Origin of the sequence: Pararhizobium antarcticum, from assembly GCF_001885585.1 — a bacterium.
In the GTDB taxonomy this organism is placed as follows: Bacteria; Pseudomonadota; Alphaproteobacteria; order Rhizobiales; family Rhizobiaceae; genus Pararhizobium; species Pararhizobium antarcticum.
The window spans coordinates 160,732-174,622 of sequence record NZ_LSRP01000118.1; the positions used below are offsets into that span (position 1 = coordinate 160,732).

Sequence of the window (13,891 nt, forward strand, 5' to 3'; positions counted from 1 at the left end):
ACAAAAGTTGGACCCATTTTGAAGCGCAACCTGTCGGACCGGCCGACGCTTGACAGCCGTATCATTTACCCCCACCTCCAGTGTCGCCCATTTGCGCCCGCAGACAAGATGAGAAGACGATATTGAGCCATTTTTCCTCCCCGCATGAAAACCTCCTTGCCGGCATCGATGCGCGCACCGCGCGTGCCGGGGTCATCGGCCTTGGTTATGTCGGCCTGCCTTTGGCCATGACCATCGCGCGCAGCGGTTTTCCGGTGACCGGGTTCGATATCGATCCGTCAAAGATGGTCGCGATCGAGGCAGGCAGGTCCTACATCGAGGCGGTCTCCGATACAGTTCTGCGCGAACACGCGCGCTCTGGCCGCTTCCAGGCAACGGCCGATTTTTCGCGCCTGGCCGAATGCGACGTCATCATCATCTGCGTGCCGACGCCGCTGACCAAACACCGGGATCCGGATCTCTCCTTCATTGTCAAAACCTGCGCGCACATTGCAGAGACGCTGCGGCCCGGCCAGTTGGTCGTGCTCGAATCGACGACCTATCCGGGAACGACCGATGAAGTCGTAAAGCCGATCCTGGAGAAGGCCGGGCTGGTGTCCGGACAGGATTTCTTCCTCGGCTTCTCGCCGGAGCGCGAGGATCCGGGCAACCGCGATTTCGAGACATCGAGCATTCCAAAGGTGGTTGCCGGTGACGGGCCTGCCGCTGCCGAACTGATGGTGCGCTTCTATTCGGCTGCGGTGAAGACCGTGGTGCCGGTTTCCTCGAATGCAACAGCGGAAGCCGTGAAACTGACCGAGAACATTTTTCGCGCGGTCAATATCGCCCTGGTGAACGAGTTGAAGGTCGTCTACGACGCCATGGGCGTGGATATCTGGGAGGTCATCGACGCTGCGAAGACCAAGCCGTTCGGCTATATGCCTTTTTATCCGGGACCGGGTCTGGGTGGACACTGCATTCCGATCGATCCGTTCTACCTGACCTGGAAATCCCGCGAGTTCGAGCTGCCGACCCGGTTCATCGAGCTTGCCGGAGAGATCAATTCCGCCATGCCGCGCCATGTGGTGGGGAAACTTGCCGAGGCGCTCGATCGCCACAGCGGCAAGGCGCTGAGCCGGTCACGCGTTCTCGTCATCGGCCTTGCTTACAAGAAGAACGTGCCCGATACTCGGGAGAGTCCGTCGCTGAAACTGATCGAACTGATCGAGGAGCGGGGCGGCACGACCGCCTATCACGATCCGCATATTGCGCAGATTCCGCCGACGCGCGAATACATGATGTTGAAGGGCCGATCTTCGGTGTCGCTCGATGAGGAGACGATCAAGGGCTTCGACGCGGTGCTGATCGCCACCGATCACGATGCCGTCGATTACGCAGCGCTCGCCCGTTGGGCGCCATTGATCATCGATACGCGCAATGCCTTTGCCCGCCGTCAGTTGCACAGCGACAGCATCTTCAAGGCATAAGAGTGCCGGTTGGGGGACTTAGGCGCTTGCCGCGGAGGCGTTCGGTAATGCGGCCGGGCGCCCCTTCAGGTGGCTGGCGGCCACCGCGTAGCCGCCGGAAGCGCCATCGATGAAGTGCATGTGCGTGCGGCTGAGCGGTGTTGGCACGATGCAGGTCATCAGCGCTGAATCCTGCCTGTGCAGCCCGTAGCGACAGATCCCTGCCACTGCAGCCTCCTCAAGCCGTGCCGCGATGCGCTTCAACTGTATCTCGCTGACATCGATGGTCATCTTCAGTCCGTCATCGAATTTGCGGAAGTCGGTGTTCTGCGCGACATCGCTGCGATAGACCTTGGGATCGAAACGCCCGAGCGTCATCCCGAAGCGGAACAGCGTGACGGTCAGAATATATTGCGCGATGATGAAGATCTTCTGGCGCAGCCTGCGGCCCTTTGGGGCTGCGGCCCGCGCTTCGGTGTCGAGCCCAGTGCGAGAGAGGCCCAGTTGCGGGCCTTCGGCGGCGACCGGATGCCCGTCGCGTTCGCCCGATGCGGCAAGCGTGACGACCTCGGTGATCAGGTTCTGGAATGCAAGGCCGCTGCCGGCCGTGCTGGGCACGGCGATGATCGAAACGATCTCTCCATGGCGCGACTTGATCGGGTTCCAGCGACAGGAAAGGCCGCTGAGGTCGGGCCGCGTCCCGGGCGCGGCAGGGGCGACGGCGTAGAGGCCTTCCTTCATGCGCGCTTCGGCCCAGCTTGCGCCGCCGCCCGCAAACATGGCGTAGGAAACGCCTTCGCTCACCTGGAACCGGGCCACGCGGACATCGACGCCGGCGGCCCTGATATCGGATACGGTAACAAGGGCGGCACGCATCGTCATCTGCAGTTCTTCCGCCACCCAGCTCTGCACGGCTGCCAGCGCTTCCTGTGCCTTGCCGCGCGCCGATGGCGGAATGGCAACAAGCGCGCCGTCGCCACCGAAGACGAAGGGAAGGTCGTGCTGGCCAAGGGCATTGAGGATGGCCGAGATGACGCTCGCACCCGCCATGTTCACGGACTTGTAGTTTCCGGCTTCGATTGCGCCGGTGGAATCGACGATATCGGCGGTCGCCAGCGCCCAGTTGTCTGGCAGGGGCTGATAGTTGCCGCCGTCCGCGACGCCCTCGAACTCGACGAAGACGGGAAGCGTGCTGAAGAATGTATCGCTGGAAATCTCTGCCATGGACGAAACCTAGCACAGTCGCAGGCGCGACGCGATCAAGCGCAACGCAACTCCGCTGACAAAATCTTGATCCTCTGCACGAACGCGATGTGGTCGACCGCAAGGAGGGGCGCGTGCTATGCCCCGTGACCACGAAGCAAAAATGGATTGCCGCCGCCCATGAGCCGCCTTGACAGTTTCATTCGCCGCCTGACCGCCCAGCGCGACATTCTCAACCATATCAGCGCGACAATGCTGGACGGTCAGGAGGGTGCCGTGCTCGAAATCGGCCTTGGCAACGGGCGCACCTACAGCCATTTGCGCGAGCATTTTCCCGGCCGCCGGATCATCGCCTTCGATCGGGCAATTGGTTCGCATGCCAGCTCGACGCCGGAGCCACAGGATCTGGTGATCGGTGAAATCCGCGAGACGGCGCAGGCCTATCTCGGAACGGGCGCTGCACTGGTGCATGCCGATATCGGGACAGGCTATCCCGACAAGGATGCGGTGACGCTGACCTGGCTGCCGCAACTGGCGGCGGGCAGCTTGCGCCCCGGTGGCATTGCCATCAGCGGCCTGCCGCTCGAGCATCCCGACCTCGAGCCGCAACCTTTGCCGGCGACAGTGCGCGAAGGGCGCTATTTCATCTATCGCAAGCGCTAATCATCAGACGGGCAGCAACAGCACGTCGTATTGCACGCGGTCGATCGGCATCTTGGCGACCTTGAGGGCGACGGGGTCGTCGTCCTCGGAAAAGACGAGGCAATCGGTGTAGAAGCGCGCGAGGTAGCGGACGAATTCAGCCGATGCCTCCGCGCCGTAGAAGGCCGGTGAGAATTCCATATAGAGCGGCACGCGCAGCGTCATCAGCGCTTCCATGGAGCGGCAGGCGACCGGCTCATACCCTTCTATATCCATCCAGATGAGCCCGACGGATGGCGGCGTAATGCCGGTATCCGCCAGAATGGCACTGACCGGACGCACCGGCACAGAGATTTCCCGGTCGGACGGGCTTTGTCGCAAGGCGCTGCTTTTTCCATGATTGGCCTGGTGCTGGAAAAAGGCGATCTGGCCCTCGCTCTCCCCCGCCGCGCAATTGACAAGGGTGACCATTGTTTCGAGCCGGTTCTGCGCGATGTTGATACGCAACAGCTCGAAATTGCGCGGATCGGGTTCGATGCTGACGATCCGCTCATAGGCGCCGCTCAATGCGAAATACACCGTCTGCGTGCCGATATTGCCACCAAGCTCGACGAGGGCCGTCCCTTCGCGCCAGAGGCTACGCGTTTTCAAAATGTCCAGCAGCCGGTCGACATGCTCGCGCTCGAAATGGCCCTTCCGGAAGATTTTCCGGCCGATATAGTCGTGGGGCGAAAAGGTCATGACGTGATCGCCGCAGTCGGTTGTCATCGTCTGGAGACGGGACGGCAGGGCGCTGACCAGCAGTTCGCGTCCGTACCGGCTTTCGAAAAACTGGCTCGCAAGCCTGTTTCTGATTTTCCGGATGCGGCGTTTCAACGCTTTGGCAGTCAGCATTTCCGGTCCCGTCCTGTTCGGCGCTTTGATCACTGGGCTACAGCATGAAGGCTGAAATGGGAATGTATTTTGCCTTTTGCGCGCCTGTATCCGGATTTTTCGGCAGAAATCGAATTTTTTTCGCGGTTTTCGCGGTTCCGTTTTGCACTGCAAGAACAGCCTGAATTCCTTCCCTAATCGACGCTACCCCGCAAAGCCAGCCCCGGCTTTCAGGTTTGCTCGGTGGTATTTGCGGACGTCCTTCGCGCCGACGTCGCTTGACAAATTTTTCAGGGAATGAAAATATTTTCACAACGAGAAAAAAATATCAAACCATTGGGTGGAGAATATGGCGATCACGGGTGGAGGCTCCTTGCGGGACGACGAGTCGAGCATGGCGACCCGTGCGGCGTGGCTGCATTATGCCGGCGGACTGACGCAGGCCGAGGTTGCCAAGCGCCTGGGGCTCTCGTCGCTCAAGGCCCACCGGCTGATCATGAAGGCCAACCAGGATGGCCTGGTGAAGGTCTATATCGACGGTGAAGTATCCGAATGCGTCGAGCTCGAGCAGAAGCTGTCGACGCGCTATGGCTTGGACTATTGCGAAGTCGTGCCGGATTTCGATCCGGAGGACCTTCCTCTGAAGGCGCTCGGCATTTCCGGCGCACAGTTTCTGAAACGCGAGATCGAGCGGGAAGGCCACGTGCTGATCGGCATGGGGCATGGCCGGACGCTCGCCGCCTGCGTCGAATATCTGCCGCGCACCACCAATAACGACGTGCGCTTCGTTTCGCTGCTCGGCGGCCTGACGCGCAAATTCTCGGCCAATCCGCACGACGTTATCCATCGGTTGGCGGAGCGCACCGGCGCGGAAGCCTATGTCATGCCCGTTCCGTTCTTTGCCAACACGATCGAGGACCGTGACGTGCTGTTCAGCCAGCGCGGCGTGCGCGAGGTGTTCGATCTCGCCAGCACTGCCGATCTGCTTCTCGTCGGCATCGGCACGGTGGAGCGCGAAGCCTCGCTTGTCGCCACCGGCATGATCGAAAAGAGCGAGATCGAGGAGATCAAGAATGGTGGTGGTGTCGGCGAACTGCTCGGCCACTTCTTCGACGAGAAGGGCCAGCCGATCGAGACGACGCTATCGGACAGGACCTTTACGATGAAACGGGAAGAACTCAGGAATCGCCGGGTTGTCGCCGTTGCGGGCGGCAAGGTGAAGGCGCGGGCGATCCGCTCGGTGCTGGAAAGCCGCTTCCTGAGCGGCCTGATCACCGACGAGCGCACCGCGCGGACGCTGATGAACGACGCGGCCTGACGGTTGTGGGAGGAATTGGAGGCGGGACAGGCAGCAGGCCATGGGAGTGGCCGCCTGTTTCATTTTCGGAGGAAATACCGGTCGGGTAGCCGGTACGGCTCAATCGAGCTTGTTTTGCCCGTGAAGGAGGAGAAAACCAATGTACGAAAAGGAAAAAGACCTCATCGGTGCGTTTCTGCGCGGAGAGGTGGACCGCCGTGGCATGTTGAAAGGCCTTGGCGCAATGGGGATTACCGCCGGCGCTGCCGGCACGCTGTTCAACATGATGGCGACCAACGCGCATGCTGCCGATTTCGACTGGAAGGCGCATTCCGGCAAGTCGCTGAAGCTGCTCTTGAACAAGCATCCCTATGCGGACGCGATGATCGCCAACCTGCAGACGTTCAAGGATCTGACCGGTATCGAGGTCAGCTATGACGTGTTCCCCGAAGACGTCTATTTCGACAAGGTGACGGCGGCGCTGTCGTCGGGCTCGACGGAATATGATGCCTTCATGACCGGTGCCTACATGACCTGGACCTATGGCCCGGCCGGCTGGATTACCGATCTGAACGAATGGATCAAGGATCCGGCCAAGACCAACCCGAACTATGCCTGGGATGACTTCCTGCCGGGGGTTCGGAATTCCTGCGCATGGAACGGAACGCCTGGCGGCGAGCTGGGTTCTGATGATGCCAAGCAGTGGTGCATTCCGTGGGGCTACGAGCAGAACGACCTCACCTACAACAAGACGATGCTCGACAAGATCGGCGGCAAGGTCCCCGGAAACCTCGATGAACTCATCGAGACAGCCGGCAAGGCCTCCAAGGATCTGGGCGGACCATACGGCATCGGCGTTCGCGGCTCGCGCTCCTGGGCGACGATCCATCCGGGCTTCCTCTCCGGCTATGCCAACTTCGGCCAGAAGGACCTCAATGTTTCGGCCGACGGAAAGCTTTCGGCCGCGATGAACACGGCTGAATCCCGCGCCTTCCACTCCAAGTGGGTGCAGATGATCCAGGAAAGCGGCCCGAAGGACTGGTCGACCTACACCTGGTATCAGGTCGGCACGGACCTCGGTGCCGGCGCATCCGCCATGATGTTTGATGCCGATATTCTCGGCTACTTCATGAACGGCGGCACCAACAAGGAAGCCGGCAATCTCGCCTTCGCCTCGTTTGCCGCCAATCCGGCTGCCACGTCAGCGACGCCGAACATCTGGATCTGGTCGCTGGCCATGTCCAACTTCTCCAAGGACAAGGACGCCACCTGGTACTTCATGCAGTGGGCTTCCGGTGCCGAGCACGCCATCTTCGGCGCCACCAAGATGGACTTTGTCAATCCGGTCCGTCAGTCGGTCTGGAAGGACGAGATCTTCCGCGAACGCCTGAACAAGAGCTATGCGGGCTATGTCGACATGTTCGACAAGTCGGCACCGGGCGCCTCGATCAAGTTCACGCCGCAGCCGCTGTTCTTTGACGTCACCACCGAATGGGCTTCAACGCTGCAGAAGATGGTCGCCAAGGAAGTGCCGGTTGATGAAGGTCTCGACATGCTCGTCCAGAGCATCGACACCCAGCTCAAGGAAGCCGGTCTCGGCTGATCAAACTGACAAAAGGACCCGGCGCCACGGGCGCCGGGTCCCTACCGCATGGCCTTCGGAGTTTCCCGTTCCAGGCTTGAACAAAATTTGAATGCCGAGGACAGTTGCGCGGGCGTCGCGCCAGCAACCTGCGGCTTCTTCAACAAAATGGATCGGAGCTGACCATGGCTTCAACAGCAAGGGAGCGCAAAGCCGCCTCCGGTTTCAGGATCAGCAGGAAGGCCTTGCCCTATGTGCTGAGCCTTCCGGCCCTTCTCGTCTGCATCGGTATCCTCGTGCCGTTCCTGTCGGCCGTGGTCTATTCGTTCCAGCGCTACAGGCTGAGCCAGCCCTGGGCGCGCCAGTTCAACTGGGGCGACAACTATATCAACTTCATGACCGATCCCGGTTTCTGGAACACGCTGAAAGTCTCGCTGATCTATGCCGGGACGACGGTGACGCTCGAGCTTATCCTCGGTCTCGGTATTGCCCTGCTTTTGCAGCGCCGCTCGACGGTCAATAATTTCGTCTCGATCATGCTGCTGATGCCGCTGATGACCGCTCCGGCCCTGGCTGCGCTGATGTGGAAGCTGATGACCAATCCCGGCTTCGGCATTCTCAGCTATTTTGCCAGCCTGATCGGGCTGGAGGATTTCCGTTGGGCCTCGTCGCCGAGTTCGGCGCTGTTCACGGTCGTGCTCGTCGATATCTGGGTCTACACGCCGTTCATCATGATCCTGCTGCTCGCCGGCCTGCGCTCCTTGCCGACGCAGCCGTTCGAAGCGGCCGCGCTGGACGGGGTGCCGCGCACCTTCGTGTTCTTCCGCATTACCCTGCCGATGCTGACGCCCTACATCCTGACGGCGACGCTGTTCCGCCTGCTCGACAGTATCCAGCAGTTCGACATCATCTACGCGATGACGCAAGGGGGGCCGGGCGATACGCTGACTGTCTTCCAGGTCGAGGCCTATCTCAACTTCTTCCAGTCGACCAATGTCGGGCGCTCCGCCGCGCTGATGGTCATCCTCTGGGCGATCACCTACTTCCTGTCGAACGTCTTCATCAAACACTGGTTGCGGCTGCGCGAACGCGCCCGTGGCGAATCCTGAGAGGGAGGGGAGAACCATGGAAACCACATCCACCTTCGAGAAGATCTTTCGCGGCACGGCGCTGCTGCTGATCGTCCTGTTCTTCATGTTCCCGATCCTCTGGATCTTCCTGATGTCCTTCCAGACGAACGAGACGATCCTGCGCATTCCGCCGTCCGTCGTCTTCACGCCGACCTTCGAGAATTATCAGGCGCTGATCACCGGCAAGCTGACCTCGGCTGCCGGCACGCTCGATATCGCCTTCATGCGCAATCTCGGAAACTCGGTCTTCCTGTCGGTCGCTTCGGTGGCCGTGGCGCTGGTGCTCGGCGTTCCCGCAGCCTACGCCTTTGCCCGCCACAAGTTTCGCGGTTCGGAAGACATCGCCTTCACGCTCTTGTCCTTCCGCTTTGCGCCGCCGCTTCTGGTGCTTCTGCCGCTCACGCAGTATTTCCAGTGGCTCGGCCTTGCGGATACCTATTTCGGGCTGATCTGGGTCTATCAGCTGATCTGCCTGCCGCTCATCCTGTGGATCGTGCGCGGTTATTTCGAGGATATTTCCGCCGACGTCGAATATGCCTACCGGATCGCCGGCCATTCCTGGTTTGCCACCTTCCGCAAGATCGCGCTGCCGCTGGCGGGGCCTGGGATTGCGGCAGCCGGCCTGCTGGCCTTCATCTTTGCCTGGAACAATTTCGTCTTCGCGCTGGTGCTGGCATCCGCTGACAAACAGCCGGTGACGGTGGGTGCGCTTGCCTTCGTGACTGCCTCCGGCATCCAGTACGGCCAGATCGCCGCCGCCATCGTTTTGTCGATCACGCCGACGCTTGCCATCGCACTCTACGCGCAGCGCTATCTGGTCGAAGGCCTGTCGCTCGGCGCGGTGAAGGGATAATTTCCAATGACAACGCTTCAACTGAAAAACATCGTCAAGCGCTACAAGAGCCAGACGGTCCTGGACGATCTTTCGCTCAGCGTGGCCGATGGTGAAACGCTGGTTCTGTTCGGGCCGTCCGGTGCCGGCAAGACGGTCCTGCTGCGCATGGTGGCCGGCGTCATCGAGCCGGACGAAGGGCAGATCCTGATCGGCGGCGAGGACATGGCCGAAGTCGATGCCGAACATCGCGGCATTGGCATGGCCTTCCAGAACTTCGCCCTGTTTCCCCATATGAGCGCCTTCGACAACATCGCCAGCCCGCTGACGGCGACCCGTTCGTCGAAGGACGCGATTGCGGCCGGCGTCCAGAAAGTGGCAAAGCTCCTGAAGATCGACCATGTGCTGTCGCATCATCCCAAGGCGCTTTCCAACGGCCAGAAGCAGAGGACGGCGCTTGCCCGCGCACTTGCCGGCTCACCGCCGCTGCTCCTGCTCGACGACCCCCTGCGCAATGTCGATGCCAAGCTGCGCTTCGAGATGCGCCTGGAACTGCCGCGTCTGCTGGCCGCCCAGGGCGCGACGGTGGTTTATGTGACGCAGGACTACAAGGAGGCGATGGCGCTGGGCGATCGCATCGCCGTGATGTCGCAGGGCCGCATTCGCCAGATCGGCACGCCGGCTGAAATCTACCTCGCGCCGGCCGATATCGAGATCGCCCGCCTGTTCGGAGATCCGACGATCAATCTGCTTGACGTCGTGCCGAAGGAAGGCCCCGACGGCATTTATGTCGAGCTTTCGGATGTGCGGATTGCCTTGCCCGGCATGCCGGGAGCGGTGGTCGGCAAATCTTGCGTCATCGGGCTGAGGCCGGAGGCGATAGTCTTTACAAAGGCCGGAGCGCCGGGCGCGATCCCGGTTGCGGTCGAGGCGGAAACGCCGCTCAACGAAAAGACGGTGACGCTGGTGATGACCATGCGCAAGCGCGAAGTTCTGGTCTCCCGGCCGGCGGGAACGCCCGGTCCCGCATCGGGCCCGGCCCATATCGCTGTCGATGGCCGTACGGCCTTCCTGTTCGACAAGCAAAGCGGCGCGCTGATCGCATCGGCTGCGGCGTCAATGACACGCAATGGAGAAGCGGCATGAGCGAGACCGCACTTTTGATCAAGGGCGTCGACAAGTTCTATGGCCCCATCGACCATGGCGTGCACGCCGTGCAGAACCTCGACATGGATGTGAAGAAGGGCGAGATCATCGCGCTTCTCGGCTCATCGGGCTGCGGCAAGACATCGACGCTGCGCATGGTCGCGGGCTTCGAGGCGGTCTCGCGCGGCACGATCCAGCTGAAGGGCAGAGAGGTGCAGACCTTTGCGCCGGTCAAGCGCAATGTCGCCATGGCCTTCGAAGGCTATTCGCTCTATCCGCCGCTGACCGTCAAGGAAAACATCGCCTTTGCGCTTAAGTCCTCGAAACTGCCGCATGCGGTGGTGGAGGAGAAAGTCAGCTTCATTGCCAAGCTGCTCGAGATCGAGGACATCATGGGGCGGTATCCCAGCTCGATTTCCGGCGGGCAGCAGCAACGTGCCTCGCTTGGTCGGGCTTTGATCCGCGATGCCGACCTGCATCTTCTCGACGAGCCGATGGGGCAGCTGGAACCGCAATTGCGGGCTGTCCTGCGCGGCCGTATCAAGCATTTTATCAAGGAACGTGGCCTGACCGCCATTCTCGTCACCCACGACCAGACCGAGGCCAATGCGCTTGCGGACCGGATCGCCGTCATGGAAGGCGGGGTCCTGCAGCAGTTTGATACACCACAGATGATCAAGGAGCGTCCGGCCAACCTGTTCACCGGCACCTTTGTCGGCGAGCCGCCGATGAACGTGTTTACGGCGGGCGTCTCGGGCACGGACGCGACGGTCTCTTTCGGGCTTAACGAGGGCGTGAAACTCGAATACCAAGCATCGGATTTCTCCCATGCGGTGAGGGCCGAACTGATGAAGCGCAGCAAGGTTGTTCTCGGCATCCGCCCTTATGCGGTGCGTCGGTCAGACGGCGGGGTCGGCGCGAAGGTCGCGGTCAACCAGTGGCTGGGCGACCAGACGCATATCGCCACCGATTTTGCCGGCGGCACGATGGTTCTGGTCGAGCATGATCGCACCAACCTCGCGATCGGCGAAACCGTCGGCATCCGGCTCGATCCGTCGAGCCTGCATGTCTTCGACAGCGATAGCGGGAGGGCGATCAGCCACGGACAGGAGCTCGCCTGATGCGTGATATTCTGATCGGGATCGATGCCGGAACCTCGGTCATCAAGTCCGTCGCCTTCGACCTTGAGGGACGGCAGATCGCCTTTTCGGCGATCCCGAACAGCTATGAGAGCGTCGGCCGCACCGGCGTCGTCCAGGACCTTGACCGGACCTGGGCGGATGCGGCGAAGACACTCGCCGATCTCGCAGACAAGATCGACAATCTGGCGCACCGGGTTGCCGCGATTTCCGTGACGGCGCAGGGTGATGGCACCTGGCTGATCGACAAAAGCGGCGACCCCGTCGGCAAGGGCTGGCTCTGGCTTGATGCCCGGGCGGGAGATACTGTCGACCGGCTGCGCCGCGACAGTGGTGACGCCGCCCGGTTTGCCCATACGGGCTCGGGACTTGCCGCCTGCCAGATGGGGGCGCAGCTGCGCTGGATCCTCGACAACGAGCCGTCCATGCTCACCGGCGCGACGACCGGTTTCCACTGCAAGGACTGGCTCTATTTCAAGCTCACCGGCCAGCGCGCCACCGATCCTTCGGAAGCCAGTTTTACCTTTGGAAATTTCCGCACCCGCCAGTATTCCGATGATGTCATCGGTTTTCTCGGGCTCGAGAAGCAGCGCGACCTTCTGCCGGAGATCGTCGACGGGGCTGTGACGCATCATAGCCTGAGCGACAGTGCGGCTGCCCTGACGGGCCTGCTCTCCGGCACACCTGTCGTGCTCGGCTATGTCGATGTGGTGTGCACCTCGCTGGGCGCGGGGCTCTATGAGCCGGGCACCGATGCAGGCTGTTCGATCATCGGCTCGACCGGCATGCACATGCGGCTGGCCAGGGATGCTGACGATGTGATCCTCAATCCGGGCCTGACGGGTTATACCATGTGCCTGCCGGTGCCAGACGCCTATGCGCAGATGCAGTCCAACATGGCCGCGACGCTCAACATAGACTGGATCCTGTCGGTGGCCGGCAGCGTCCTGAAAAGCGTCGGCATCGAGAAAAACAAGGCGGAGCTTCTCGGGCATGTCGAAGGCTGGCTTGCCCAATCCCGCGATACCTCGCTTCTGTTTCATCCCTATATTTCCGAGGCAGGCGAGCGCGGCCCGTTCGTCGATGCGACGGCACGGGCGTCCTTCGTCGGTCTCGAAACCGGGCATGGTTTTGCCGATATGGTGCGCGCCGTCTTCAACGGCCTGGCAATGGCCTCGCGCGATTGCTACGTGGAGATGGGGCCGCTGCCGTCGCGTGTCCGCCTGACCGGAGGGGCAGCGCGAAGCGCTTCACTTCGGCGCATCCTCGGCGGCGCACTCGGCTGCGCCATCCAGACCAGCGAGCGGGAAGAAGCCGGCGCTGCCGGCGCGGCGATGATTGCCGCCGTCTCGCTCGGAATTTATGGCTCCATGGCGGATTGCGTCAAGGACTGGGTGACCCCCTACCAGCGGCCGCCGGAGCCCGCCGATCAAGCCATGGCCGCGCATTTCGACGCCGTGTTCCCAACCTACAGGCAATCGCGCCTGGCCCTTCGTCCGGTCTGGCACGCCCTTTCCCACGGCGCCAGCCCGGCTTCTGAACAGGAAAGACCGCAATGAAGAAGATCGCCATCATCGGAGACCGGTTCATGCTGCCGACCATCTTTCGCGACAAGGTCGTGGAAGCCTGCGGCGAGGCGCATGACATCCGTCTTCTGGAACAGCCCTGGCCCGACGAGCCGATGGAACACGGCTATGCCGTCGAGGGCATGGACGGCTTGAAGGAATATGTCGGCAAGGCTGACGATATCGTCGATTTCGTCGGCGATGCGGAACTGGTGATCACCCAGCTCGCGCCGTTTTCACGGGGGATTTTCGCGCGCCTGCCCAATCTCAAATTCGTCGCGGTGTCGCGGGGCGGGCCTGTTAATATCGACATGACGGCGGCCCGGGAAGCCGGCGTGCTCGTCGTCAACACGCCCGGCCGCAATGCCAGTGCCGTCGCCGAATTCACGCTCGGCGCGATCCTTGCCGAAACACGGCTGATCCGCACGGGGCATGAATCGCTGCGCAAGGGCGAATGGCGCGGCGAACTCTACCGCGCCGACAAGACCGGCCGCGAACTGTCGGAAATGACGGTCGGCGTGATCGGCTATGGCAATATCGGCACCAAGGTCGTGCGGCTCCTGCGGGCCTTCGGAACAAAGGTCATCGTCCACGACCCTTATGTCCAGCTTTCTGCCGATGATCGCAATGCCGGCGTCGAACATGTCAGCCTCGACGATCTCGTGTCCCGCGCCGATGTCGTGACGATGCATCCACGTGTCACCGAAGAGACGCGCGGCATGATGAATGCCGAGCGTTTTGCCCAGATGAAGCCTGGCGCGATCTTCGTGAACACGGCGCGCGGCCCGCTGGTCGACTATGATGCGCTCTATGCGGCGCTGGTCGATGGCACGATCGCATCGGCGATGCTGGAAACCTTCGCTGTCGAGCCTGTGCCGGCCGACTGGCCGCTGCTGCAATTGCCGAACGTGACGCTGACGCCGCATATTGCAGGCGCTTCCGTTCGCACCGTGACCTATGCCGCGGAAATGGCTGCCGAAGAGGTGCGTCGCTACATTGCCGGCCTGCCGCCGGTCCATCCGTGCTGAGGGGTGGCC

Annotated in this window: 12 protein-coding genes; 10 read left to right on the top strand and 2 right to left on the bottom strand. The window is 61.7% G+C overall.

The genetic code is table 11. The annotated features are described in order from the left end of the window. The first annotated feature begins 122 nt into the window (after positions 1-122). Complete coding sequence (locus tag AX760_RS21365) at positions 123-1,466, top strand: nucleotide sugar dehydrogenase (protein ID WP_083531271.1); 1,344 nt, start codon at positions 123-125, stop codon at positions 1,464-1,466. A gap of 18 nt (positions 1,467-1,484) precedes the next feature. Here the strand turns inward: AX760_RS21365 and AX760_RS21370 are convergent, their stop codons facing one another. Beyond that, complete coding sequence (locus AX760_RS21370) at positions 1,485-2,669, bottom strand: DUF3095 domain-containing protein (RefSeq protein ID WP_071835032.1); 1,185 nt, start codon at positions 2,667-2,669, stop codon at positions 1,485-1,487. A 159-nt stretch (positions 2,670-2,828) separates the two neighbouring features. On the opposite strand from AX760_RS21370, the gene AX760_RS21375 reads away from it, so the two are divergent. Continuing rightward, on the top strand, positions 2,829-3,311 hold the full coding sequence (locus AX760_RS21375) for a class I SAM-dependent methyltransferase (protein ID WP_071835033.1): 483 nt from the start codon (positions 2,829-2,831) through the stop codon (positions 3,309-3,311). 3 nt (positions 3,312-3,314) lie between these two features. Here the strand turns inward: AX760_RS21375 and AX760_RS21380 are convergent, their stop codons facing one another. Further along, positions 3,315-4,184, bottom strand: coding sequence for an FkbM family methyltransferase (locus AX760_RS21380; protein ID WP_071835076.1), 870 nt, complete (start codon positions 4,182-4,184; stop codon positions 3,315-3,317). 328 nt (positions 4,185-4,512) lie between these two features. On the opposite strand from AX760_RS21380, the gene AX760_RS21385 reads away from it, so the two are divergent. The 8 genes from AX760_RS21385 to AX760_RS21420 all read left to right on the top strand — a co-directional run bounded on the left by AX760_RS21385 (position 4,513) and on the right by AX760_RS21420 (position 13,882). Beyond that, positions 4,513-5,481: a sugar-binding transcriptional regulator gene (locus AX760_RS21385; protein WP_071835034.1), complete on the top strand. Its 969-nt coding sequence runs from the start codon at positions 4,513-4,515 to the stop codon at positions 5,479-5,481. A 139-nt stretch (positions 5,482-5,620) separates the two neighbouring features. After that, the gene (locus AX760_RS21390) at positions 5,621-7,063 is read left to right on the top strand and encodes an extracellular solute-binding protein (RefSeq protein WP_071835035.1); all 1,443 of its coding nucleotides are present in this window, start codon (positions 5,621-5,623) and stop codon (positions 7,061-7,063) included. Positions 7,064-7,227: 164 nt separating this feature from the next. Then, the gene (locus AX760_RS21395) at positions 7,228-8,151 is read left to right on the top strand and encodes a carbohydrate ABC transporter permease (protein WP_071835077.1); all 924 of its coding nucleotides are present in this window, start codon (positions 7,228-7,230) and stop codon (positions 8,149-8,151) included. 16 nt (positions 8,152-8,167) lie between these two features. Next, a complete protein-coding gene (locus tag AX760_RS21400) occupies positions 8,168-9,025 on the top strand; it encodes a carbohydrate ABC transporter permease (RefSeq protein WP_071835036.1) in 858 nt (285 codons plus the stop codon). Positions 9,026-9,031: 6 nt separating this feature from the next. After that, a complete protein-coding gene (locus AX760_RS21405) occupies positions 9,032-10,150 on the top strand; it encodes an ABC transporter ATP-binding protein (protein WP_071835037.1) in 1,119 nt (372 codons plus the stop codon). Continuing rightward, positions 10,147-11,271: an ABC transporter ATP-binding protein gene (locus AX760_RS21410; RefSeq protein WP_071835038.1), complete on the top strand. Its 1,125-nt coding sequence runs from the start codon at positions 10,147-10,149 to the stop codon at positions 11,269-11,271. The genes AX760_RS21405 and AX760_RS21410 overlap by 4 nt, the downstream gene beginning before the upstream one ends. After that, on the top strand, positions 11,271-12,848 hold the full coding sequence (locus tag AX760_RS21415) for an FGGY-family carbohydrate kinase (RefSeq protein ID WP_071835039.1): 1,578 nt from the start codon (positions 11,271-11,273) through the stop codon (positions 12,846-12,848). The genes AX760_RS21410 and AX760_RS21415 overlap by 1 nt, the downstream gene beginning before the upstream one ends. Beyond that, positions 12,845-13,882, top strand: coding sequence for a 2-hydroxyacid dehydrogenase (locus AX760_RS21420; protein WP_071835040.1), 1,038 nt, complete (start codon positions 12,845-12,847; stop codon positions 13,880-13,882). Before AX760_RS21415 ends, AX760_RS21420 begins: the two co-directional genes overlap by 4 nt. Positions 13,883-13,891: the final 9 nt, after the last annotated feature.